This is a genomic window from Pseudomonas sp. HMSC063H08 (genome assembly GCF_001813645.1).
Classification (GTDB): Bacteria; Pseudomonadota; Gammaproteobacteria; order Pseudomonadales; family Pseudomonadaceae; genus Pseudomonas; species Pseudomonas aeruginosa.
In genome coordinates this window covers 175,044-197,892 of sequence record NZ_KV813369.1, presented here as the reverse complement: position 1 = coordinate 197,892, position 22,849 = coordinate 175,044, and the positions used below count along the sequence as shown (strand labels likewise).

Genomic DNA, 22,849 nt, shown 5'->3' with positions numbered 1-22,849 from the left:
CCCATTGAGCCGCGCCTGCGGCTCGGGTAAGGTCGGGGGATTCTTCTTCCCAAGAACCCACCTGACAAGACCTCGCCATGACTTCGAAGCTGGAACAACTCAAGCAATACACCACGGTGGTCGCCGACACCGGCGACTTCGATGCCATTGCCCGCCTGAAGCCGGTGGACGCCACCACCAACCCGTCGCTGCTGCTCAAGGCTGCTGCCCTGCCGCGCTACGCCGAGCACCTTCGACAGGCTACCGCGGGTAGCGGCGGCGACGCCGGACTGGCTTGCGACCGCTTCGCCGTGGCAGTCGGCAAGGACATCCTCGGAGTCATTCCCGGACGTATTTCCACCGAAGTCGACGCGCGCCTGTCGTTCGACAGCGAGGCCACCCTCGCCCGCGCCCACCGCCTGATCGAGCTGTACGACGAACAGGGCATCGACCGCGAGCGGGTGCTGATCAAGATCGCCTCCACCTGGGAAGGAATCCGCGCCGCCGAGATTCTGGAACGCGAGGGCATCCAGACCAACCTGACCCTGCTGTTCTCCTTCGCCCAGGCGGTGGCCTGCGCCGACGCCGGGGTGTTCCTCATCTCGCCGTTCGTCGGGCGCATCTACGACTGGTACAAGAAGAGCGAGAACCGCGACTACGCCGGCGCCGAGGATCCCGGCGTGCAGTCGGTCTCGCGCATCTATCGCTACTACAAGGCCAACGGCTACAAGACGGTGGTGATGGGCGCCAGCTTCCGCAATCTCGGCCAGATCGAGCAACTGGCCGGCTGCGACCGCCTGACCATCAGTCCCGACCTGCTGCAACAACTGGCTGACGCCCAGGGCGAGCTGCCGCGCCTGCTGCTGCCGGGCGAAGGCGAGCCGCGCCAGGTGCTCGACGAGAGCGCTTTCCGTTGGCAGATGAACGAGGACGCCATGGCCACCGAAAAGCTGGCCGAAGGCATCCGCCTGTTCGCACGCGACCAGGAAAAGCTCGAATACCAGTTGGCGACCCGCCACTGATCGCCGCTGCCGGCGGGACGCGCATGCAGGGCGTCCCGTTCCGGCGCAGCGGAGGATTCAGCAGGAATTCGGGAAGGGATCGACCGGTTAATGGCGCTCCAGGGCGCTGACCAGGTCGTGGAAGGCTTCGCGGTTGGATTCGTTGAGGCCCATCAGGATGCGGTGCGCCTCCAGGACCTTGTCGCGCACCACATCTTCCGACTGGTCCTGCGGCGGCAGGTCGGACAGGCACTCCGGACACGGAATCGGACGATCGACGATATTGAACACCTGATCGAAACCCATCGACTGCAACAGACGGGTAATGTCCGGATTGGTGGTCACCAGCGTGGGCAACAGGCCGATTTTCTGCCGCGACAGGATGGACAGCTTGGCCAGCAGGCCGAGCGTGGTGCTATCGATGCCCTGGGTTTCCGTAAGATCGATGATGATCGCCGAGAAATTCAGCGCAGCGAAGATCTTTTCGATGGTGGAATCCAGGGCCGAGCACAGGGTGAGGCGGACCTCACCGACGAATTTCAGAACGAAGGAGCCGTTCTGTTCGGCAAACTGGATTTTACCGGTACTCATGCAAGGTTCCTGCTCAACACCAGCAAGGCGATATCATCCGGCATCTCCGCCAGGTTGGCCAGCCCGAAGACCTGGCGCAGCCCGTCGAGGGTGCCTCCGGCGGCTGCCACCTGCTCCGGTAGCAAAGCCTCTTTCTCCTTCAGCGTAGCTCCTGGCAGCACATCGAGGATGCCATCGGAAAACAGCGACAGGCTGAAGGAAGGCGGCAACTCCATGACCCGGTCGTCATAGCTCGCATCGTCGAACAGGCCCACCGGCAGGCCACGGCCTTCCAGGTAGCTCGCCTGCCCGTCGACGAACAGTACCGGGAGCGGCAGGTGGCCGCCGATGCTGTAGGTCAGGCAGTTCTTCTCCAGGTCGATGACCCCGCCGAGCATGGTCACGTGCTTGCCCAGCTTGGTATTGATCAGGCCGCGGTTGATGTGCGCCAGCACCTCGGACGGCTTGAACTCCGGGAGCGTGCCGTTGCGCCGCGACTCGTAGAGCAGACGCGTGGTCATGAACTTCAGCAGCACCGTGACGAAGGCCGAGGAAGCGCCGTGGCCGGAAACGTCGGCCAGGTAGAACGCCACGCGTCGCTCGTCGACCCGGAAGTAGTCGACGAAGTCGCCAGAGAGATACAGCGACGGAATGATCCGGTGGGAAAACTCCAGCCCCTCGATGCTCCACGGCGTCACCGGAAGCATGTTCATCTGCACCTGGCGGCCGGCGTTCTGGTCTTCCTGGAGCAGGTTCAGGCTGGCCTGCAATTCGCGGTTGGCGGCTTCCAGCTTGTCGCGGTAGCGCTGGTTCTCGACCCGCAGGTAGGCGCGATCCAGGGCCCGGCGCACCGAATGCTCGAGCACCGCGAGGTCTTCCAGGGGCTTGATCAGGTAGTCGGCGGCGCCCAGGCGCAAGGCTTCCACCGCATCGCTCATCACGCCGGCTCCGGAAAGCACGATGATCGGCGTTTCCGAAGCGGTCTGGCGGATGCGGCGGATCAGTTCGAGGCCGTCGATCTGCGGCATGCGCAAATCGCAAATGACCAGGTCCGGCTGTTCGCTTTCGAAGATCTGCAGGCCCTGCAGACCGTTGAGGGCCTGCAACACCTTGAAGTTGCTGTCTTCCAAGTAGGCAGCGAGGCTTTCGCGCACCACCTCGTCGTCATCGATGATCAGCAGCGTGGCACTGACTTTATGCATGGGTCATCCAGGCAAACGGCGCCGGAAACAGTGGGTCCTAGGCGCTTATTGTAAGTGACAACAGCGCGGCTACGGGGTTCGACAAGGCGCAGACGGTACTCCCATCCGTTGAGCAGTTCAAGCCGTTGACCTTTGCCGGAAAATCCGCCTTTGTCCGTCCGATCCCGTCCGCACGGTATAAACTTTGACGATAATCGCCAGGATTGCCAGTCGCCCCCCATCGCCCCGACCATGAGGATCAGCCCATGCAGCCCATCGAGCACAACTACAGCGAGAAGCGCGACTTCATCCGCATGAAGCTCGACACCCCGGTCACCATCCGCTGCGAAGGCCGCGAGTCGGTGGCCCTGTGCCGGGACCTGTCCGCCAGCGGGCTGCTGCTGGAAGCGCAAAGCGAGCTGGCTCCGGGCGACCACCTGCGGGTGAGCATCCCGTCCACCCACGAGACCCTCACCGGCCTGGAACTGGAAGCCCGCGTGGTGCGCTGCGAACGGCTCGGCCCGGGGCGGCATAGCCTGGGGCTGAGCATCGTCGCGATCCACTGAAACGACGAAAGGCGACCCAAGGGCCGCCTTTCCAGGTGTCGCACGAAGCGGGACGACTTAGAAGTCGTCCTCCACCTCGCCGTCCTTGACCTTGAACTCGCGGTTCTGCAGGTAGGCGTTGCGGATGAAGATGTACTTGTCGCCGCTGATCAGTTTTTCCGACTTCAGCAGGTTGGCACGGGTGTCGACGGTGTTGATGCCGAACATCACGTTGCGCGCGCGTACATCGTCCATGTAGTGGTAGGGACCGACATAGATGTCCGGGATCTTCGCCGGGGCATCGCGCAGCGTGCTCGGGCCGAGGAACGGCAGCATCACGTACGGGCCGCTGCCGACGCCCCAATAACCCAGGGTCTGGCCGAAGTCCTCGTCGTTGCGCTGCAGGCCCATCGGGGTCGCCACGTCGATCAAGCCGGCCAGACCGAAGGTGCTGTTGAACAGCAGGCGGCTGGTGTCCACACCGGCATTGTGGAACTTGGCCTGCAACAGGTTGTTGGCCAGGTTCTTCACGTCGCCGAGGTTGTTGAAGAAGTTGTGCACGCCGTCCTGAACGAAGTTCGGGGTGACCTTCTGGTAACCCTGGGCCAGCGGTTTCAGCGCATAGGTGTCCAGGGTGTCGTTGAAGGTGAAGATGGGACGGTTGATGCTTTCCCAAGGGTCTTCTTCACTGGCCGCCAGGGACAGCGTGGGTGCCAATGCGAGGCTGGCGCAAGCCAGGATTCGGGCACTACGTTCGATCCAGTTCACGCCGCGGGCGCGCATTGCTGTATCTCCTTTGCATGACTAGTCTTGGCCGCCAGCGCGGCTTCAGCGTGCGCGCAGTATATAGGCTCGCATTGATTTTGAGACTAGAAGAGTTACGAGATGGCTGACAGACAATTGCTACACACGGCCCATATCCCGGTGCGCTGGGGCGACATGGACAGCTACGGGCACGTCAACAACACCCTTTATTTCCAGTACCTGGAAGAAGCCCGGGTGGCCTGGTTCGAAACCCTTGGCATCGACCTGGAAGGCGCTGCCGAGGGGCCGGTGGTGCTGCAAAGCCTGCACACCTACCTGAAGCCGGTGGTGCATCCGGCCACCGTGGTGGTGGAACTGTACGCCGGCAAGCTGGGCACCAGCAGCCTGGTACTGGAACATCGCCTGAGCACCCTGGAAGATCCGCAAGGCACCTATGGCGAAGGCCACTGCAAGCTGGTCTGGGTGCGCCACGCGGAAAACCGCTCGACGCCCGTGCCGGACAGCATACGCGCCGCGATCGCCTGACTCAGGCGCCCGGATAGGCCGCGTCGAGCACGATCTCCAGGGCGTCCGGGCGCCAGAACTCCTGGTCGAACTCGACCACCCTCTGCCCCTCCGCGTAACTCAGTCGCTCCAGGTACAGCGCCGGCGAACCCGGCGCCAGTTGCAGCGGCTCGGCCTGGGCCGCGTTCAGCGCGGTCGGGTGCATCGCCAGTTGGCAGCGCGTCGGCTGCAGGCCGAAACGCTCGCGCAGCAGGCTCATCAGCGAAGTATCGAGGTCGTGGTCCAGCAGGCCTGGGCACCACCCGGCATCCAGGGCGATCAGTTCGATCAGCACCGGACGCTCGTCCACCCAGCGGCGCCGTTGCAGGAAATACACCGGCGCGCTGTCCTCCAGCCCCATCCGCTTGGCCAGCCAGGCGCCGGCTGCTCGCCGCTCGGCGTGCAGCGTCTCGGTACGCGGCTGGCGTCCCTGGGCGCTGACGTATTCCATGAAGCCGGTGGTACGGGTCGGGTTGTAGCGGATCCGCGGCGGCGCGACGAACCAGCCGCGGCGGTTCTCGCGATAGACCAGGCCTTCGGTTTCCAGTTGCTGCAGGGCTTCGCGAAGGGTGATGCGGGTACACAGGAAGCGCTCGGCCAACTCCCGCTCGGAGGGAAGTTTCACCTGCAGCACGCCCTGGGCGATATCCGCGGCGAGCTGGTCGCGGATGCGCAGGTACTGACGAGATTGATCGACCGGCATGACGGCCTCGCTGATTCAGACCGGCCGATTATAACGGCAGCCCGTCGGCCTATCGCCACTGCCACGAAAACGTCACGGCAGCGTCACAAAACCCCTCTAGGCTGGCCTAGACCATTTGCCAGACGCCTTTCGCATGCCCAGCTCCGACCAACTCCCGCGCTTCACCGCCCTGCTCTTCGGACTCTCCGGCGGCCTGGTGGATTTCGGCGCCCGGACCCTGTCCCTGGCGCTGCTGCGCAGCCATCCGCATAGCCCTGCCGAACACCTCCGCGACGCCAGTCTGCTGCCCTTCGCCGAGGCACAAAGCTTCCTGTTGCGGCGCAAGCCGAACAAGAGCGAGCGCCAGCGCCTGGAGCAGGCCCTCGACGAAGCCGCCGGGGAACAGGCCGAGGCCATCGCCGGTGCCGTGGCCCTGTTGGAGAGCCTGGACGAACAACGGATTCCCTACGCCTGGCAGGACGAGCTACCGGAATCGGTCTGCCAGCGCCTTGCCGCGCCGCTCGGCCGAGCGAACGCCCTGATCCCCCTCGCCGGCGCGCGCCCCTGGCCGGCCCCCGATGGCTGCTGGCAGGCCCTCGCCCGGCTGGGCATCGAGCGCCTCGACGGCTGCGTGCTGGTCAGCGCCCAACCGCGTCAACTCCAGGCCGGACTCAATGCCGGGCTATGGACCATCGGCCTGGCCGCCAGCGGGCCGTCGTGCGGCCTCTCGCCGGCCGACTGGGACGCTCTCGGACATACCGAGCGCGACCGCTTGCGTGCCGACGCCACCCTGGAACTGTACCGCCTGGGCGTGCATTCCGTGATCGATCACCTGGGCGAGCTGCAACCCTGCCTGCACGACCTCGCCGTCCGCCGCCTGAAAGGAGAAAAACCATGAGCCGCGCCCGTCACCGCTTTCTCGACGAACTGGCCGAACGCTTCGCCAGCCATGGCGCCGAGCCCTATGGCGAGGCAGTCAGCCAGGCCGAGCACGCGCTGCAGTGTGCGACCCTGGCCGAGCGCGCCGGCTGCTCGGACAGCCTTGTAGTCGCCGCCCTGCTGCACGATATCGGCCACCTCTACGAAGACCCGGCGCAGATCGACGAGGAGGACCTGCGCCACGAGGAATTCGGCGCACGCCTGCTGCGCGAGCTGTTCCCAGAGTCGGTCTGGCAGCCGGTGCGCCTGCACGTATCGGCCAAGCGCTTCCTCTGCGCGGTGGATCCGAGCTACCACGCCAGCCTGTCGCCGGCCTCCCGGCACAGCCTGGTGCTGCAAGGCGGGCCGTTCGACGAGCGTGCCGCCGCGGCCTATATCAAGGCGCCCTATGCCCAGGACGGCCTGACCCTGCGCCGCCTCGACGACCTGGCCAAGGACCCGGCCATGCGCACCCCCGAACTGACGCACTTCTTCCCGCTGCTGGAACGCCTGCTGCGGATTGATCCGGATCGCGCACATCTGCGCCCGACAGGTTAATCTGTTCGGCATGGACGGACCTTTCGGCGCCCGCCGGAGGTCCACCGAAGACTTGTACGTCGAGGGAAATACCATGCCGAAAGAGAGTCTGCTGCGCGAACTGTCCGCCCTGCGCGAGCAACTGGAGCAACAACCGCCGCTGAACGAAGAGCAGCGCGCCGAACTGGAACTCCTGATCAGGGACATCGAACTGAAACTGGCCAACGAGGACGCCCTCAACGAAGGCAGCCTGGTCGATGGGGTCAACCTCGCCGTCGAGCGCTTCGAGGTCAGCCACCCGACCCTCGCCGGCACGCTCCGCTCCATCGTGCAGAGCCTGGCCAACATGGGTATCTGAACGACTTGCCGAAATGAAAAGCCCCGGCATGGCCGGGGCTTTTTCGTATCCGCGTGTTGCGAGGCGTTACTGGCGCACCAGGCGTCGGTTGTCCGGTGCGACCTCCGCCAGGCTGCGGTAGGGATTGATATCCAGGCCGCCACGGCGTACGTAGCGCGCGTAGACGCTGAGCGCCTGCGGCTGCAACAGGCGCTGCAGGTCGAGGAAGATGCGTTCGACGCACTGTTCGTGGAAGTCCTGGTGCTGGCGGAAGGAAACCAGGTAGGCCAGCAGGCTGGCCGGGTCCAGTGCCGGGCCCTGGTAGTCGACCACCAGGGTGCCCCAGTCGGGCTGGCCGGTGACCGGGCAGTTGGACTTGAGCAGGTGGCTGTAGAGCTGCTCCTCGACGATCCGCCCGGCGTCGCAGCGCAGCAGTTCCGGGCGCGGCTGCTCGTAGCCGTCGACGGCGATGTCCAGCTCGTCGATGCAGCGCCCCGGCAGACGCCCGATGCCCTCCTCGGCCACCTCGTCGAGGCTGCGCAGGCGCACGCCCACGGGCGCCCCGGCAGCGGCCGAGAGGTCTTTCTGCAATACCGCGCGGAGCGCCTCGCGACTGTCGAAGGCGGACTGGTTGAGGGAATTGAGGTAGAGCTTGAACGACTTCGACTCGATGATGTTCGGCGAGTCCGCCGGGATCGAGAACTCACCGATCGCCACCACCGGCTTGCCGGCCGGGGTCAGCCAGGACAGCTCGTAGCAATTCCAGATATCCACGCCGCGATAAGGCAGGGTCTCGGCGCTCAGGCCAAGCTCGGCCCATTTCGCCGTGCGTGAAATGGGAAACAGCAGCGACGGCGTGTAGCTGGAGACGTATTCGCTGGTCTTGCCCAGCGGCGAATGTTCGGCGGGATGCTGCATGAGGGAAACCTGCTGGATGAATCGCGCAGGGCCCTTCCCCGCGCGCCGCGCCGCACTGGCGGGCGGCGGCAAGTGTATACGGATCGGCCGGCATCTTCACGCCGGCCGTCCGCCGGCTCAGGGCTGCACGGTCAGTTGACCGACCATCCCGGCCTGGTAGTGGCCGGGGATGTTGCAGGCGAACTCCAGCCGGGTGGCTTTGGCGAAGGTCCAGGTCAGCTCGGCGCTCTTGCCCGGCTCGACCAGCACGCTGTTGGGGTCGTCGTGCTTCATCATCCGGCCATGGTCCATGCCGGCCATGCCGTGGCCCATCTGACTATGGTCCATCGACGCCATGCCGGTCGGGGTGAGCATCCCGGACTGCTGCATCTCCAGCATCTCCTTCTGGTGCTCGGCATGCATCGCCGCGTCTCCCAGGTTGAACTCGTGCAACAGCTTGCCTTCGTTCTTCAGCACGAAGCGGACCGTCTCGCCGGCCTTGACCTCGATCGCCCGCGGCTTGAAGTACATGTCGCCGAGCACCACCTCGATGCTGCGGCTGGCCTGCGCGGCCTGGGCCGGCTTGCCGAAGGCCTGGCCGTGGGCCGGCGAAGCCTGGGCGTTGGCACCGAAAAGCACGCCGAGGACGATCAGGGAAGCGGGAAGCAGGCGGCGCGGAAACATACGGGGAATCTCCATCGGGTTGATGTCGCCTATCCTGTGTCGCTGCGCCTGCCGGCTGGCTGTCGGGAGCATTACATCTTTGTCAGCTTGCCGCCGTTGCGGACCGCGAAGGCTAAGATCGCCCAGCGCCACCGACGGGCATAAAAAACCCGCCGACCGGAAACCAGGGAACCGGTGGCGGGTGAAGACGGGATCGGAGCCCTCCGTCATCCCGTGTGGAGCCGGGGGTGGAAGAACTGGCGATCAGCAGTTTTCCTTGTCCTTCTTCGTCGCTTCGGCCTGCTTCGCCAGTTTTTCCTGGTGCGCGGCACGAGCCTTGGCGGCCTGGGCCTGCATGCGCTCGAAGACGATGTCGCCGCCGCTGTCGGCCATGGCCGGAACGGTCGGGGCGAGGACCAGCAGGAAAGCGAGGGTGGAGGCAGTGAAGGTACGCATGGGAAGTCTCCTCGAATGAGTTCCCCTGTAGTCTGCGCGGGGGCCACTGTCGCCCCCGTTACCCACTGATTACGATGCTGTCAGAAACAGGTCGGCATGGCCGGCAAATGTAACGAGGGATGAACATGAAACTGCTGATCGTCGAAGACGAACCGCGCATCGGCCAGTACCTGCGCCAGGGGCTCGCCGAGGCAGGCTTCGCCGTCGACCTGAGCGACGATGGCAACGAGGGCGAGCAACTGGCCCTGGGCGGCGACTACGACCTGCTGATCCTCGACGTCATGCTGCCCGGCCGTGACGGCTGGCAGATCCTGCGCAGCGTGCGCGACGCCGGGATGACCGTACCGGTGCTGTTCCTGACCGCCCGCGATGCCGTAGAGGACCGCGTGCGCGGCCTCGAACAAGGCGCCGACGATTACCTGGTGAAGCCGTTCGCCTTCGTCGAACTGCTCGCCCGGGTGCGCACCCTGCTGCGCCGGGGCAGCCAGCAGTTGCAGGAGACCACCCTGCAACTGGCCGACCTCGAACTCGATTTGCTGCGCCGCCGGGTGCAACGCCAGGGCAAGCGGATCGACCTCACCGCCAAGGAGTTCGCCCTGCTCGAACTGCTGCTGCGGCGCAGCGGCGAGGTGCTGCCCAAGTCGCTGATCGCCTCGCAGGTCTGGGACATGAACTTCGACAGCGATACCAACGTCATCGAGGTGGCCATCCGCCGCCTGCGCGCCAAGGTCGACGACGACTACCCGCAGCGCCTGATCCATACCGTGCGCGGCATGGGCTACGTTCTCGAAGAGCGCGACGAATGAGCGCCGGGTTCGGCTCGCGGATGTCCCTCGGCGTCCGCCTGAGCCTGCTGTTCGCCGCCTGCACGGCGGCGGTCTCGCTGATCGCCGGATTGATCTTCAGCAGGGCCATCGACGAGCATTTCGTCGAGCTCGACCATATGGCGATGTCCGCCAAGCTCGCGGTGTTTCGCGATGAGCTGCGCGGCCTCGGCTCGGAACAACAGATGCGCCGCCGCGAAGCGGAACTGCTGCGCGAACTGGCACGCCATCCCGACCTCGGCCTGCGTCTGAACGGCCCGGATGGCAACCTCTGGTTCGAGCGCCTGCCGCAGCCTGCGCATCCCGGCCTGCCCGCCAACCGCGAACTCGGCGCCCCGCTGGAGCCCGGCAACGACGCTTCGCCGCGACTTACCGTGATCCTCGACATCAGTCATCACCAGCACTTCCTGCAACGCATGCGCCAGTTGATCTGGCTGACCATGAGCCTGTCGGCGCTGGCCACGGCGCTGCTCGGCGCCTGGGCCACCGGCGCCAGCCTGGCGCCGCTGCGACGGATGCGCGAAGTCGCCGCGCGGGTTTCAGCCAACTCCCTCACCACCCGCCTCGACGCCAGCCGGATGCCAGAGGAGCTGCGCGGACTGGCCGGCGAGCTGAACGCCATGCTGGCGCGCCTGGAAGAAGCCTTCCAGCGCCTCTCGGCGTTCTCCGCCGACATCGCCCACGAGTTGCGCACCCCGCTCACCAGTCTGCTGACCCAGACCCAGGTGGTATTGTCCCGCCCACGCTCGCTGGAGGATTATCGCGAGGCCCTGCACGGCAACCTCGAGGAGCTGGAACGGCTCACCGCGATGGTCAACGACATGCTGTTGCTGGCCAAGGCCGACCACGGCCTGCTGGCGCCCAGCCGCCAGGCCCTGGACCTGGGCGCGGAAGTCGACTCGCTGCTGGAGTTCTACCAGCCGCTGGCGGAAGACCGCGACATCCGCCTGCTGCGCGAAGGCAGCCTGAGCCTGCCCGGTGACCGCGGCATGCTGCGGCGGGTGCTGGCCAACCTGCTGGACAACGCCCTGCGCTTCACCGCCGATGGCGGCGAGATACGTATCCGTCTCGGCGACCGACGCCTGAGCGTGGAGAACCAGGGTCCGGCGATTCCTCCCGAGCGCTTGCCGCGCCTGTTCGACCGGTTCTATCGTGCCGATCCGGCGCGCCGCGAAGGCCAGGGCGAACACGCCGGGCTCGGCCTGGCGATCTGCCGCTCCATCGTCCAGGCCCACGGCGGCGAGATCCGCTGCGAGTCTGCCGACGGCTGGACCCGTTTCGTCATCGATTTCGCTCGCCCGCGCCGATGAAACGCGAAGCCCCCATGACGGGGGCTTCTGTTTCATGCCTTCGAGCGTTTCATTGGCGCATGCCGCGCCCGCTCACCAGCAGCCTTACGCAGCCGAGATAGAGCACCGCGGTGGCCAGCAGCATGAAGCCGATGGCCACGCCGATGCGAATGTCGGAGACGCCGAGGATGCCGTAGCGGAAGGCGTTGACCATGTGCAGGATCGGGTTGGCCAGCGACACCGTCTGCCAGAACGGCGGCAGCAGGTTGATCGAGTAGAACACCCCGCCCAGGTAGGTCAGCGGCGTCAGCACGAAGGTCGGGATGATCGAGATGTCGTCGAAGTTGCGCGCGAACACCGCGTTGATGAAACCGCCCAGGGAGAAAATGGTCGCGGTAAGCACCACCACCAGCACCGTGATGCCTAGGTGGTGCACCTGCAGCTTGGTGAAGAACAGCGACAGCAGGGTCACGATCACCCCCACCGCCAGGCCGCGCAGCACACCGCCGATGGTGTAGCCGAGGAGGATGGTGTGCGGCGATACCGGCGACACCAGCAGCTCCTCCACCGAGCGCTGGAACTTGCTGCCGAAGAAGCTCGACACCACGTTGCCGTAGGCGTTGGTGATCACCGACATCATGATCAGGCCGGGCACGATGTATTCCATGTAGGTGAAGCCGCCCATGTCGCCGATCTGCCGGCCGATCAAATTGCCGAAGATCACGAAGTACAGGACCATGGTGATCGCCGGCGGCAGCAGGGTCTGCGGCCAGATCCGGGTGAAGCGGCGCACCTCGCGGTAGACGATGGTGTTCAGGGCGACCAGGTTGGCGCTCAGCTCGCTGCTCATCGGGCGATCCTCGTCAGGTTCTTCTCCACCAGCGACACGAACAGCTCCTCCAGGCGATTGGTCTTGTTGCGCAGGCTCAGTACCTCGATGCCTTGTGCGCCCAACTGGGCGAACAGATCGTTGATGCCCTGGCTTTTCTCCACCTGCACTTCGAGGGTGTGATCGTCCACCAGCCGCGTCGGGTAGCCGTCGAGAGTCGGCGGCAGGGCCTGGACGTTCTTCAGGTCGAGCAGGAAGGTTTCCGAATGCAGGGTCATCAGCAGGTCGCGCATGCTGGTGTTCTGCACGATCTCGCCGTGGTCGATGATGGCAATGTTGCGGCAGAGCTGCTCCGCCTCTTCCAGGTAGTGGGTGGTGAGGATGATGCTGATGCCTTCCTGGTTGAGTTCTGTGAGGAAGCTCCACATCGAACGACGCAGCTCGATGTCGACCCCGGCGGTGGGCTCGTCGAGGATCAGCAGGCGCGGCTGGTGGACCAGTGCGCGGGCGATCATCAGGCGCCGCTTCATGCCGCCGGAGAGCATCCGCGAGGCTTCGTTGCGCTTGTCCCACAGGCCCAGTTGGGTCAGGTAGCGCTCGGAGCGCTCCTTGGCGATCTTCGCCGGGATGCCGTAGTAGCCGGCCTGGGTCACGACGATGTCGAAGACCTTCTCGAACTGGTTGAAGTTGAACTCCTGCGGCACCACGCCAAGGCAACGCTTGAGGCCGGCCGGGTCCTTGTCGAGGTCGTGGCCGAACACCGAGACCGAACCGCTGGTCTTGTTCACCAGGGTCGAGAGAATCCCGATGGTGGTGGACTTGCCCGCGCCGTTGGGGCCGAGCAAGGCGAAGAAATCACCTTCGGCGACGTCCAGGTCGATGCCCTTGAGGGCCTGGAAACCGTTGCCGTAGGTTTTCGTCAATTGACGGATGGACAGGGCGGAACTCATTAGGCTTCCCGTGTCGGAAGGTGAAGAGGAAGAGCTAGATAAGGCTACGGGTAACAAAATGCAACAGTAGCCGGCTCAGGTCAGTTCGGTCATTACCGCGGTGCGGAACGCCGGGCGCTCGCGCAAGCGCAGGTACCAGGCCTCGAGGTGGGGCAGCGGCGGGCGCTCGATGGGCATCTCGAACCAGGCGTAGATGAAACAGCCCAGGGGAATGTCACCCATGCCGAAGCGTTCGCCGGACAGCCAGGGTTGGCCGGCCAGGGTCTGGTCCGGCACCCGCAGCAACTCGCCGCAGGTCTGCAGCGCCTTTGCGATCAGGGCCTCGTCGCGTTGCTCCGGCGGCGTACGCAGCGTTCCCCAGAACAGGTCGCGGAACGGCCCGGCGAGAGTCGAGGTGGTCCAGTCCATCCACTTGTCGGCGTCGGCGCGGCGCACCGGGTCCTGCGGATAGAGGTCGCCCGGCGCATAGCGGGCGGCCAGGTAGCGGACGATGGCGTTGGACTCCCAGAGGACGAAGCCGTCGTCCTCGATCACCGGCACCCGACCGTTCGGGTTCATCGCGCGGAACGCCGGCTCATCCACCAGGCCGAACGCCCCGCCGGCATCCACCGTCCGGTACTCCAGGCCAGCCTCCTCGGCGCACCACAGCGCCTTGCGCACATTGCTCGAGTTCTTCCGGCCCCAGATGGTCAACATACTCTGCGTTCCCTCTTCGGTTGATGCGGCGGATGGGTCGCCGGAGCGCCCGGACGACATGCCGCACCCTACCGAGGATGGACCGAAGAAGGAAGACGCGCCGGCTGATGGTGACTATCGACGCCCTTCATCTTGTCCGGCCTCGGCCTGGAAATCGCCGCCCAGGGCCAGCGGGCGGCCGGAGAACAGGTGCGGATAGTGCTGCTGCAGGTGAGAGAAGAACAGTTCCTCCGGCAGGTCGGCGAACTGGCCGTGATCGGCCAGGTATTCCATGTAGCGCTCGCCCTGGCGGTTGAACGGATGGAAGACGCTGTCGGCGACGCCGTCGAACTCCAGCGGAGCGACGTCGAAGGCGCGGCACAAGGCACGGTTGAACGCCGGGGTGGCCTTCACCCAGCGGCCCTCGAGGTACAGCTCGGTATAGCCGTGCATGGCGAACACCTCGCTGCGCAGCGCTTCCAGCAGGCGCGGCGTGGCCAGGTGGTTGCGCACGTCGGCCAGGCCGATCCGCGCCGGAATCCGGCAATGCCGGGCGCAGGCGGCGAGCAGGATGGCCTTGGGCACGCAATAGGACTCGCCCTGCTGCAGCGCGTGGCTGGCCTTCAGGGTCTGCGGATCGCGGCTGAACACGTAGGGGTTGTAGCGCACCCCGTCGCGTACCGCGTAGTACAGCGCGACCGCCTGGTCACGCGGTTTCGCCGAATTCCCCCGGGATTTTTCCGCGAACTCCACCACCACGGGGTGGTCACTATCCACGAAGCGGCCGGATTGTAGGTAGGACTGCATGGCGGGCTCCCGGCGGGCAATTTGTCCCAGTCTAAACGGGAAGTTTTCGCCTATAACGTGACAAACCGGCCAAGCTGACCGGCCCTGCCGCCAAACGGCGGCAAACGGGCTAAGCTCGAGACGCCGCCTGGCGTCTTCATGGAGGATTCCGCATGTTGTTGCTCTGGTTAGTCGTACTGGTACTCGGTGTCGCTTACCTCGCCCATCGGCGTACCCCACCCGCTCCCGCGCTTGGCATCAGCGCCGCCTACCTGATCCTGATGGGCGTGTTCAGCCACGCGCCCGGCTGGCTGCTGCTGGTCTTCTGGCTGCTCTGGCTGGCGGTGGCGCTTCCCCTCGCCCTGCCCGACCTGCGCCGGCGCGTGCTCAGCGGTCCGCTGTTCGCCTGGTTCCAGAAAGTCCTGCCGCCGATGTCCGACACCGAGCGCGAGGCCATCGAGGCGGGCACCGTGTGGTGGGATGGCGAATTGTTCAGCGGCCGCCCGGACTGGCAGAAACTGCTCGACTACCCCAAGGCGCAACTCACCGAAGAAGAGCAGGCCTTCGTCGACGGCCCGACCGAAGAACTCTGCGCCATGGTCAGCGACTGGGACATCGGCCAGCGCATGGACCTGCCGGAAGAAGCGTGGGCCTTCATCAAGCAGCACGGCTTCTTCGGCCTGATCATTCCCAAGGAGTACGGCGGCAAGGGCTTCTCCGCCTTCGCCCACTCGCAGGTAGTGATGAAGCTCGCCACCCGTAGCGGCGACCTGGCCTCGACGGTGATGGTGCCGAACTCCCTCGGCCCGGCCGAGCTGCTGCTCCACTACGGCACCGACGAGCAGCGCCAGCGCTACCTGCCGAGCCTGGCCAAGGGCGACGACATCCCCTGCTTCGCCCTCACCGGCCCCTACGCGGGCTCCGATGCCGGCGGCATGACCGACGTCGGCATCGTCTGCAAGGGCGAATGGGAAGGTCGCGAGGTGCTCGGCCTGCGCCTGACCTGGGAAAAGCGCTACATCACCCTCGGCCCGGTGGCCACCCTCCTCGGCCTGGCCTTCAAGTGCCACGACCCGGACCATCTGCTGGGCGACGAGGAGGACCTGGGCATCACCCTGGCGCTGATTCCCACCGACACCCCCGGGGTCGAGATCGGCCGCCGCCACGTGCCGCTGGGCGCCGCCTTCATGAACGGTCCGAACTCCGGCAAGGACGTGTTCGTGCCGCTGGAGTACATCATCGGCGGGCAGGAAATGATCGGCAAAGGCTGGATGATGCTAATGAACTGCCTGTCGGTCGGACGCTCCATCTCGCTGCCGGCGGTGGGCACCAGCGCTGGCAAGGCCAGCAGCTACGTCAGCGGTCGCTACGCTCAGGTCCGCGAGCAGTTCAACGTGCCGATCGCCGCCTTCGAAGGCATCCAGGAGGCGCTCGCCCGCATCGGCGGCAACGCCTGGCTAATGGACAGCGCGCGAATCCTCACCGCCAACGCGGTGGACCTCGGCGAGAAGCCCTCGGTGCTTTCGGCGATCCTCAAGTACCACCTCACCGAGCGCGGCCGCGAGTGCATCGCCCATGCCATGGACATCCATGGCGGCAAGGGCATCATCATGGGCCCGAACAACTACCTGGGTCGTTCCTGGCAGGGCGCGCCGATCTTCATCACGGTGGAAGGCGCGAACATCCTCTCGCGCAACCTGATGATCTTCGGCCAGGGCGCGATCCGTTGCCATCCGTACGTACTCAAGGAAATGGAACTGGCCCAGCGCGAGGACAAAGACCAGGCCGCCCGCGAGTTCGACGCGCTGCTGGTGAAGCACATCGGCTTCGCCGTCGGCAACGCCGCCAGCAGCTTCCTCCTCAGTCTCAGCTGCGGCCACCTCGGCAACGCGCCCGGCGACCGCATCAGCCGTCCCTACTTCCGCGCGCTGAACCGCCTGGCGGCGTCCTTCGCCCTGCTCGCCGACTTCAGCATGATGCTGCTGGGCGGCGAACTGAAGCGCAAGGAACGCCTCTCCGCGCGTCTCGGCGATGTCCTCAGCTATCTCTACCTGGGCTCGGCGGCGCTCAAGCGCTACCACGACCTGGGCAACCCGGACTACCTGCATCCGCTGCTGCGCTGGGCCATGGAGGAAAACCTCGGCAAGGCCGAGGCGGCGCTGGAGGACCTGCTGAACAACTTCCCCAGCCGCTTCTTCGGCTGCGCGCTGAAGGTCCTGGTACTGCCGTTCGGCCGCCGGCACAAAGGGCCGGGCGACGAACTGGACGCCGAGATCGCGGAAATCCTCGGCCGTCCGGACGACGACCCGGCGTTGCAGGCGATCCTCGCCGGCGCGTTCCTGCCGAAGGACCCGCAGGACCCGGTCGGTGCCCTCGCCCACGCCTTCGACGCGGTACGCGAAAGCGCCGCGCTGGAGAAAACCCTGCACAAGGCGATCAAGGAAGGCAGGGTCCAGCCGCAAGCGGGGCAGAACCCGATCGATGCCGGCGCCGCCGCCGGCGTGCTGAGCGCCGAGCAGGCGCAAGCCCTGCACCAGGCCGAAGCGGCACGGCGCAAGGTGATCAACGTCGACGACTTCGCCAAGGAGGAACTGCAACTGGCCGACGGCAGGATCCGCTGACACTCCGCGGCAAAGCGACGGTCGCAACCGACAAAGGCGCCTTCCGGCGCCTTTGTCGTCTTCACCCACCCAAACCCGGGCGATTGGCTAGAATCGACGGGCACATCCCTGACGTACGGGAGGCCATCATGCTCAAGCTACTTGCCACCGGCCTGGCAGCCTCGTTTCTCCTCCTGCCCCCGGCGCAGGCCGCACCGCCTGCGCCCTATGGCGTGCAGCCGCACCAGCAGGCGGTGCAGCGCGCCGGCGAACAGCGCCAACGCCAGCTCCAGGAACAGCGCCAGCGCTTCGACGAACAACGCCTGCAATTGCAGCAGGATCAACTGCAACGCCAGCAGCAGAATTTGCAGCGGCAACGGCAGCAGCGACAGATGCAGGACAACCTGATCCGCCAGCAGCAACTGGACCAGCAGCGCTGGCGCCTGGAGCAGGACCAGCGGCGCCTCGATAGCGAACGCCGGCAACTGGAAAACCGCCGGCGCCAGAGCCAGTCCCCGGCGATCCGCTGAAACTGGCCGGCGCCGCGAAACCCTTTATACTGCCCAGCTTTTTTCCAGAGGACCCGTCATGGCCAACTCCTACCTCGAGCACCACCTCGCCCTGCTCCAGCACCTGCGCAACATCCTCGGCGCCCTGGGCGAGGCCGAGCAGGTGCCGGAAGAAAACCACGGGCTGTTCCTCGAACGTTTCGACGAACTGATGGACGAACTGCCGCGCGACCCGGAAGGCGCCCAATACCTCGGCCAGGACCTGATTTCCCAGGTCTTCCACCGCTATCCGCAGATCGCCCACCTGGTACCGCGCGACCTGCTGTGGTTCTTCGGCGGCGATTGCCTGCACTTCATGCCGGACGAAGAGATCGACCTGTTCCAGCGCCTCGACGAGCGCCGCTACGAAGCCGAAGAGCGCGGCGAAACGTTCGACTGGAACCGCGAAAAGCAGTTGCTCGCGCTGCCCGAGGACAGCCCGCGGCACTGAATCGCCACGGCCACCGGCCGTCCCGCCCCGACCGCCATCCGTGCGCTCGGGGCCGCCTCCCGCCAGCCCAAACCTCGCTACCCTTTCCGAATAAAAAACGGACCGCCCGCCCGATTGCCGGAGCGCGCCGAGTCCGTACCTAGCAGTTCTGCCGGGTAGCCGGAGCTTCACACCCCTTCGCCGCACACGTCCCCACTGATTGCTCTGCAGCGAGCATGTCGTACCTCGCCGGAGCTGCCGATCAATCTGGCGAAGGCGCAGGCATGCACTCGAACGAGTCAACGGAAGACCGCTGTTCACGCCACTACACCCTGCTGCAACGGTGCCCGCTGCTGCACGGGCTGCCCGATCTGCTGCGGCACGTGGCGACCCATGCGTCGGAGCGCCGGTTGCGCGACAAGGACGTCCTGTTCCTCAAGCACGACCCTGAAGACTTCATCGGCCTGGTCCTCGGCGGACACCTCTATACCGTGCTCTACGGGCCGGACGGGCGAGAGCTGATCGTCAATGATATCCGTCCTGGCGAAGTGATCGGGGAAACCGCGCTGATCCAGCCGAACCGCCGCGAGACCTCTGCCTACGCCTCCGGCGCGGCGTCGGTGCTGATCCTCCACCGACGTCACTTCGCCCCGTTGATCGCCGACACGGAATTCCTCAACCGCGCGCTGGCCCTCCTCTGTTCGCGCCTGCGCGAAGCCTCCGGTTTCGTCGAGAGGGTCTGCCTGCATCGCCTGGAGTCGCGCCTGGCGCGCCATCTCCTGGCCAGCCTGGCGAGCGAACAACCCGAGGGAGCCTGCGCGACGCTACCGACCAACCAGAGCATCCTAGCAGCGATGCTCAACGCCAGCCGGCCGAAGCTCAACGCGCAACTGCAAATATGGAAACGCGAAGGGCTGATCAGCTGCCGTAACGACCGGATCCTGATCAACGACCTCGGTCGCCTGCGACGCAAGGCCGAACTACCAGCCGCGCCCCTGTCACCCAGGTAACAGCCTCGCCCACCGCCCGCCTCACAGACTGCTCGCCGACACGAGCAACCAGGGAGGTAGCGGTTATGGATCGTCCGAATCAGCCAGGCGGCAACGAAACCGGTTCCGATCGCCTGTTCGAGGAAAGCTGGCGTGCCGCGCAGGCTGGCCTGCGCAAACGCGCACAACGCCTTGCGCGCGGCAACAGCCATCGGGCCGAAGAATGGCTGTCGAGCACCGCGGTCAAGGCGCTGCTGTTCCTGCGCCAGTCACCGGAGCGGGTACGCGACCCCCAGGGCTTCCTGTTCCTGATCCTGGAACACGTCTACCTGGACAGCGCGCGCCACCAGATCCGCGAGGACCGCCTCATCGACCGCGGCATCGACCTGCACGATGGCCAGTTGGAGCGCTTCGCCGCCGTCGGCTCGCCGCTGGAACGCCTGGAGCAGCTGGAACGTCTCGACCAGGTGGACAAGGCCCTGGCCTCGCTGTCGCGCCAACAGCAGCAGCTCTTCGAACTGCGCTTCATCGAGGAACTGCCCTATGCCGACATCGCCAGCCAGCTCGGCATAGCCCCGCCGCTGGTGCGCAAGCGCGTGCAGTTGCTGCGCTCGCGGCTGAGCGCCGACTTTTTCGCCGGCGACGTTTCACAAGACAGACGCAGCCGCGTTCATTCCTGACAAGCGAGTCGAGGCCCGTGCGACCGGCCCCCTGCCCGACGAGCACCTGCCCATTCAAGGAGAGTCCCATGGCTGACCCCACGGCTGTGAATGCCCAGATCACCGATGCCGTCACCCAGACCAACGTCAAGGTGGTCGCCGAAGCCCCGGCCCAGGCCATCGCCGCGCTCTACCAGATCGCCAGCCATTCCGCCGGCCTGTCCCTGCAGAACGCAGTCTACAGCCAGCAGGCCCTGAACCAGATCTCCACCGCGGTGGTTTCCAAGGCGGTGTCGATGATCATGGCGATAGAAGACAAGAAAGGTATCTGACCCGCCCCTTGATCCCAGGAGTGCCCAGACATGTTCGGCTTCGGCAAGAAATCCGCGCCCGCGCCCGCGCCATCCGGCGACAGCGAGCAAGCCGCCGCCCCCGGCGAGGCCGGCCGGCAGACGCCAGCCAGCGGCGGCAGGGCGTCCGCCAACGGCGACGTGAAGCTGCCGTCGCGCCCTTCGCCGCTGGCCGGCATGAGCGAGCGCCTGCTCAAGCAGACCGAGGCGCCGCCGCCGGACACCAGCGCCCTGAACAGTCAAGTCGTGCAGGCGGTGCAGATGAGCAACAGCGAAACCGCCGGCTATGCGCCGTCGCAGATCGCCATCGCGCCGAACATGATGATCAGCCAGGCCTCCGGGCTGGTGGCGCAATCCGCCGCCAGCTACTTCGACGGAGTCAGCAAGATCGCCCTGGCCAGCCAGGCGATCCTGCTCCGGCAGATGACCCAGAACATCGCCGAAAACAAGCTGGCCCAGGCTGCCGAGGACGCGCTCGGCGCCCTCGCCACCGACCTGCTGATGGGCGCCGCCGCCGCGGTAGCCGCGGCGGCCGGGGCGATCGAGGCGGAATCGGCCAGCTTCGCCATCGACAAGATCGACCAGAGCATCGCCAAGTACAGCGAGACCCTCGCCAGTCGCGGCGGCAAGGACACCCAATCGTAGCCACCACCGGCGGGGCCGGCGGCGTCCGGCCCTGGCACAGGAGAGCCGTCATGGCCTATTTCAAGCTGGAAGAACCGGTCAGGTTCCATCGCTATCCCTTCGACTTCCATAGTCACTTCGCCGGCATCCTGCCGGTGGAAAGCAACAGCCGCTGGACGCGCGACCGCCGGGTCTTCCGCGTCGGCGAGCGGCAAGTGAGCCTGGAGAAAGGCCAGGAGCTTTCCCTGATCGGGCTGCTGATGAGTGCCCGCGGCGTCGCCCCGGACGTCGACGGCAAGGCGCTGGAGGAGGCTCGCCAGGCCGCGCACTATGAGCTGTTCGAACTGGCTCTGCAGCGGATGGTCAGGCGCAATCCGTTCGCCGCGACCGACCGTCAGGGCTACCTGCGCGGCGAATGCGCGGCGGAGAACATCTATCTCGCCTGCCTCATCCTGGCGCAACGTTTTGGCCGGACCTCGCCGCCAGCGGCCATCGACCAGCCAGCGATCTACCTCGGCACCCTGGAACTGCTCGGTGCGAGCGCGGTTCGCGACAGCGAGACGGACCAGTTCGTCCGCTACTTCAACCGCAAGATCTGGAGCGGCAACAAGTACACGCCGTTCGACGACGCCTACTGGGCCCGCGGCGCCATCCGCGATCGCCATCCGGGCGAATTCGCCTGCCTGACGCTGGGGTTCCTCCTCCACGAAGGAATCAGCCATACCCAGACGGCGACGGGGGAAGACGAGGTGGCCGTCCTCGATTCCCTGTTCGAGCAATTCAACGCCTCCGAGAAGACCGCCTACCGCCTGCTCGCCCACACCGCGCATGGCTATGCCAGCGAAGCCGCCTTCGATGCCGAGCTGCACAGGATCCTCCGTCATTTCGAAATACAGCAGGGGCAGCCACCGCAGGCCCGGCTGGTCGGCATCGACCTGCTCGGCATGGAGACCGCTACCGGCCTGTACCGACAGTTCTTCGACTTCCTCCTCGGACAGGCCGCGGTGTTTCGCCGCTACCTGGACGGCAAGCCGGAAACCCGCAAGGTGGTCCTGCACATCCATTGTGGAGAGGGGACCGGGGTGTCCGACGACAACCGGTCGCTGTGCGGTTACTTCCTGCGCAACGCCAACGCGCTGGACGATTTCTACGCAGCGCTCTCCGCCTATGCCTGGAAGTGCTATGGCAACACCATCCGCCAGGGCAAGGCGCGGCTACGCGAACGGGAGAACCTGCAGGACCGTGACAAGGCGCCCAGCGCCCTCGCCGGCCTTTTCGACGAACTGTTTTTCGGCAACAGCCTGACCGCCTCCGGCCTGCGGCTACGCCGCTTCGACATCACCAGCGGGACTACCCAGGCCCTGGTCGCCTATTACGCCCGCACCAACGTCGTGAACCTCTGCCAGGCGCTGGCCAGCCGCGACGCCGACGGCAACAGCTACTACCGCCGCCTGCTGGAGAGCGATCTGTTCAGCCTGCGCATCGGCCATGCCTACTACTACCGCAACTATCTGGCCAGCAAGTTCCCCGAGCTGTGCTTCGACACCAACCTGGGAAGCAATTTCATTACCGGCGCCTCCGGCCTCTTCGACTCGCTGCAGGAATACCGCCTGAACCGTGGCCTGCGCCATCTCGACGGATACGTCGGCACCGACCAGCTCAAGGAACTCAGTCTGGCCATCGCCTACCAGGGCGAACAGCGCCTGGACCCACAACAGATGCAGTACGTCCATGCCCTGGCGGAAAGCCAGAGCGGCTTCGACGAACTGGGCGAACACCTCCCGGGTACACCCGGCTGGGCGAAACCCGCGCTGGAACAGTTCTTCGCAAGTCAGTGCGCGCTCTACCGCTCCGAGGAGGATCGCTACTTCCAGTTCGAAGCCTACCGGCGCCTCTTCGCCCAGGTCCTCAACTGGCGCTCCTATCTGCTGGGCGCCGACGGCCAGGGTGTCGAGCACTCCAACGTACAGGACGAAGCGATCCGCATGGCGCTCCTGCTCAACTATGCCGCCGCGGACCGCCACGGCCGGGTACCGGTCGCTTCGCTGGAGAATGCCCAACGCCTGCTGGTGCAACTGGGCAGCGCCTACTGGGAGGAAACCATCGGCGCCGTCGACCTGGCCGCCGCGCCCCATCGGGACCGAGAGCTGCAGCGCTTCGAAGGGTTCGCCGCCCCCGCCTCGGTCGTGCGCATCTCCACCCGCAGCAGTTGAGGAGCGACC

27 protein-coding genes are annotated in these 22,849 nt (G+C 65.9%); 16 read left to right on the top strand and 11 right to left on the bottom strand.

Annotated features, from left to right (window positions below):
* Nucleotides 1–77: 77 nt before the first annotated feature.
* The gene (gene tal / locus HMPREF2924_RS06675; RefSeq protein WP_003090868.1) at nt 78–1,001 is read left to right on the top strand and encodes a transaldolase; all 924 of its coding nucleotides are present in this window, start codon (nt 78–80) and stop codon (nt 999–1,001) included.
* Between the two features lie 87 nt (nt 1,002–1,088).
* Here the strand turns inward: tal and rssC are convergent, their stop codons facing one another.
* Together rssC and rssB are read right to left on the bottom strand one after the other, a co-directional pair.
* Complete coding sequence (gene rssC, locus HMPREF2924_RS06670; protein ID WP_003130854.1) at nt 1,089–1,571, bottom strand: anti-sigma factor antagonist RssC; 483 nt, start codon at nt 1,569–1,571, stop codon at nt 1,089–1,091.
* Nucleotides 1,568–2,752 carry a two-component system response regulator RssB gene (gene rssB, locus HMPREF2924_RS06665; protein ID WP_003090870.1) on the bottom strand — a complete coding sequence of 395 codons (1,185 nt, stop codon included), beginning with the start codon at nt 2,750–2,752 and terminating at the stop codon, nt 1,568–1,570. Before rssB ends, rssC begins: the two co-directional genes overlap by 4 nt.
* Before the next feature lie 245 nt (nt 2,753–2,997).
* Between rssB and pilZ the strand changes: the two genes are divergently transcribed.
* Nucleotides 2,998–3,297, top strand: coding sequence for a cyclic di-GMP-binding protein PilZ (gene pilZ, locus HMPREF2924_RS06660; RefSeq protein WP_003104055.1), 300 nt, complete (start codon nt 2,998–3,000; stop codon nt 3,295–3,297).
* A 57-nt stretch (nt 3,298–3,354) separates the two neighbouring features.
* Here pilZ and HMPREF2924_RS06655 read toward each other — a convergent pair whose 3' ends face one another.
* Nucleotides 3,355–4,059, bottom strand: a complete 705-nt coding sequence (locus HMPREF2924_RS06655) for an MlaA family lipoprotein (protein ID WP_003090872.1) — start codon at nt 4,057–4,059, stop codon at nt 3,355–3,357.
* Between the two features lie 102 nt (nt 4,060–4,161).
* Here HMPREF2924_RS06655 and HMPREF2924_RS06650 point away from each other — a divergent pair, with 102 nt between their 5' ends.
* A complete protein-coding gene (locus HMPREF2924_RS06650; protein WP_003108942.1) occupies nt 4,162–4,566 on the top strand; it encodes an acyl-CoA thioesterase in 405 nt (134 codons plus the stop codon).
* A 1-nt stretch (nt 4,567) separates the two neighbouring features.
* On the opposite strand, the gene HMPREF2924_RS06645 is transcribed toward HMPREF2924_RS06650, so the two are convergent.
* A complete protein-coding gene (locus HMPREF2924_RS06645; RefSeq protein WP_003104061.1) occupies nt 4,568–5,287 on the bottom strand; it encodes a UTRA domain-containing protein in 720 nt (239 codons plus the stop codon).
* A 133-nt stretch (nt 5,288–5,420) separates the two neighbouring features.
* Here HMPREF2924_RS06645 and HMPREF2924_RS06640 point away from each other — a divergent pair, with 133 nt between their 5' ends.
* From HMPREF2924_RS06640 to HMPREF2924_RS06630, 3 genes are all read left to right on the top strand, one after another.
* Complete coding sequence (locus HMPREF2924_RS06640; protein WP_003114775.1) at nt 5,421–6,164, top strand: HAD superfamily inactivated hydrolase PcrP; 744 nt, start codon at nt 5,421–5,423, stop codon at nt 6,162–6,164.
* Entirely contained in the window at nt 6,161–6,742 is a 582-nt protein-coding gene (locus tag HMPREF2924_RS06635; RefSeq protein ID WP_003090877.1) for a phosphonate degradation HD-domain oxygenase, read from the top strand. Before HMPREF2924_RS06640 ends, HMPREF2924_RS06635 begins: the two co-directional genes overlap by 4 nt.
* Nucleotides 6,743–6,815: 73 nt before the next feature.
* Nucleotides 6,816–7,079 carry a DUF4404 family protein gene (locus tag HMPREF2924_RS06630; RefSeq protein ID WP_003090878.1) on the top strand — a complete coding sequence of 88 codons (264 nt, stop codon included), beginning with the start codon at nt 6,816–6,818 and terminating at the stop codon, nt 7,077–7,079.
* A gap of 66 nt (nt 7,080–7,145) precedes the next feature.
* Here the strand turns inward: HMPREF2924_RS06630 and queF are convergent, their stop codons facing one another.
* The 3 genes from queF to ptrA all read right to left on the bottom strand — a co-directional run bounded on the left by queF (nt 7,146) and on the right by ptrA (nt 9,074).
* Nucleotides 7,146–7,976 (bottom strand): NADPH-dependent 7-cyano-7-deazaguanine reductase QueF, encoded by an 831-nt coding sequence (queF, locus tag HMPREF2924_RS06625; RefSeq protein ID WP_003116576.1) that lies wholly within the window; start codon nt 7,974–7,976, stop codon nt 7,146–7,148.
* 117 nt (nt 7,977–8,093) lie between these two features.
* Nucleotides 8,094–8,711 carry a copper-resistant cuproprotein CopI gene (locus HMPREF2924_RS06620; protein ID WP_003130851.1) on the bottom strand — a complete coding sequence of 206 codons (618 nt, stop codon included), beginning with the start codon at nt 8,709–8,711 and terminating at the stop codon, nt 8,094–8,096.
* A 171-nt stretch (nt 8,712–8,882) separates the two neighbouring features.
* The gene (gene ptrA / locus HMPREF2924_RS06615) at nt 8,883–9,074 is read right to left on the bottom strand and encodes a T3SS anti-activator PtrA (protein ID WP_003090881.1); all 192 of its coding nucleotides are present in this window, start codon (nt 9,072–9,074) and stop codon (nt 8,883–8,885) included.
* A 125-nt stretch (nt 9,075–9,199) separates the two neighbouring features.
* On the opposite strand from ptrA, the gene HMPREF2924_RS06610 reads away from it, so the two are divergent.
* Nucleotides 9,200–9,880, top strand: coding sequence for a heavy metal response regulator transcription factor (locus tag HMPREF2924_RS06610; RefSeq protein WP_003098784.1), 681 nt, complete (start codon nt 9,200–9,202; stop codon nt 9,878–9,880).
* Entirely contained in the window at nt 9,877–11,208 is a 1,332-nt protein-coding gene (locus tag HMPREF2924_RS06605; RefSeq protein ID WP_003090883.1) for a sensor histidine kinase, read from the top strand. Before HMPREF2924_RS06610 ends, HMPREF2924_RS06605 begins: the two co-directional genes overlap by 4 nt.
* A gap of 49 nt (nt 11,209–11,257) precedes the next feature.
* Here the strand turns inward: HMPREF2924_RS06605 and HMPREF2924_RS06600 are convergent, their stop codons facing one another.
* The 4 genes from HMPREF2924_RS06600 to HMPREF2924_RS06585 form a co-directional block, all read right to left on the bottom strand.
* Complete coding sequence (locus HMPREF2924_RS06600; RefSeq protein ID WP_003119886.1) at nt 11,258–12,037, bottom strand: ABC transporter permease; 780 nt, start codon at nt 12,035–12,037, stop codon at nt 11,258–11,260.
* Nucleotides 12,034–12,966, bottom strand: a complete 933-nt coding sequence (locus HMPREF2924_RS06595) for an ABC transporter ATP-binding protein (protein ID WP_003130843.1) — start codon at nt 12,964–12,966, stop codon at nt 12,034–12,036. Before HMPREF2924_RS06595 ends, HMPREF2924_RS06600 begins: the two co-directional genes overlap by 4 nt.
* 75 nt (nt 12,967–13,041) lie before the next feature.
* Entirely contained in the window at nt 13,042–13,662 is a 621-nt protein-coding gene (locus tag HMPREF2924_RS06590; RefSeq protein ID WP_003108953.1) for a glutathione S-transferase family protein, read from the bottom strand.
* Nucleotides 13,663–13,776: 114 nt separating this feature from the next.
* Complete coding sequence (locus tag HMPREF2924_RS06585) at nt 13,777–14,448, bottom strand: transglutaminase-like domain-containing protein (RefSeq protein ID WP_003119884.1); 672 nt, start codon at nt 14,446–14,448, stop codon at nt 13,777–13,779.
* A 152-nt stretch (nt 14,449–14,600) separates the two neighbouring features.
* Here HMPREF2924_RS06585 and HMPREF2924_RS06580 point away from each other — a divergent pair, with 152 nt between their 5' ends.
* The 8 genes from HMPREF2924_RS06580 to HMPREF2924_RS06545 all read left to right on the top strand — a co-directional run bounded on the left by HMPREF2924_RS06580 (nt 14,601) and on the right by HMPREF2924_RS06545 (nt 22,840).
* A complete protein-coding gene (locus tag HMPREF2924_RS06580) occupies nt 14,601–17,048 on the top strand; it encodes an acyl-CoA dehydrogenase (RefSeq protein WP_003130842.1) in 2,448 nt (815 codons plus the stop codon).
* Between the two features lie 128 nt (nt 17,049–17,176).
* A complete protein-coding gene (locus tag HMPREF2924_RS06575) occupies nt 17,177–17,557 on the top strand; it encodes a PA2816 family glutamine-rich protein (RefSeq protein WP_003119883.1) in 381 nt (126 codons plus the stop codon).
* 58 nt (nt 17,558–17,615) lie between these two features.
* On the top strand, nt 17,616–18,026 hold the full coding sequence (locus HMPREF2924_RS06570) for a PA2817 family protein (RefSeq protein ID WP_003090890.1): 411 nt from the start codon (nt 17,616–17,618) through the stop codon (nt 18,024–18,026).
* Between the two features lie 263 nt (nt 18,027–18,289).
* Entirely contained in the window at nt 18,290–19,015 is a 726-nt protein-coding gene (locus tag HMPREF2924_RS06565; protein WP_003108957.1) for a Crp/Fnr family transcriptional regulator, read from the top strand.
* A 65-nt stretch (nt 19,016–19,080) separates the two neighbouring features.
* Nucleotides 19,081–19,674 carry an RNA polymerase sigma factor gene (locus HMPREF2924_RS06560; RefSeq protein ID WP_003130841.1) on the top strand — a complete coding sequence of 198 codons (594 nt, stop codon included), beginning with the start codon at nt 19,081–19,083 and terminating at the stop codon, nt 19,672–19,674.
* Nucleotides 19,675–19,742: 68 nt separating this feature from the next.
* Nucleotides 19,743–19,985: a RebB family R body protein gene (locus HMPREF2924_RS06555; RefSeq protein WP_003090893.1), complete on the top strand. Its 243-nt coding sequence runs from the start codon at nt 19,743–19,745 to the stop codon at nt 19,983–19,985.
* Between the two features lie 30 nt (nt 19,986–20,015).
* The gene (locus HMPREF2924_RS06550; RefSeq protein WP_003108962.1) at nt 20,016–20,648 is read left to right on the top strand and encodes a hypothetical protein; all 633 of its coding nucleotides are present in this window, start codon (nt 20,016–20,018) and stop codon (nt 20,646–20,648) included.
* A gap of 50 nt (nt 20,649–20,698) precedes the next feature.
* Nucleotides 20,699–22,840, top strand: a complete 2,142-nt coding sequence (locus HMPREF2924_RS06545; protein WP_003130840.1) for a hypothetical protein — start codon at nt 20,699–20,701, stop codon at nt 22,838–22,840.
* Nucleotides 22,841–22,849: the final 9 nt, after the last annotated feature.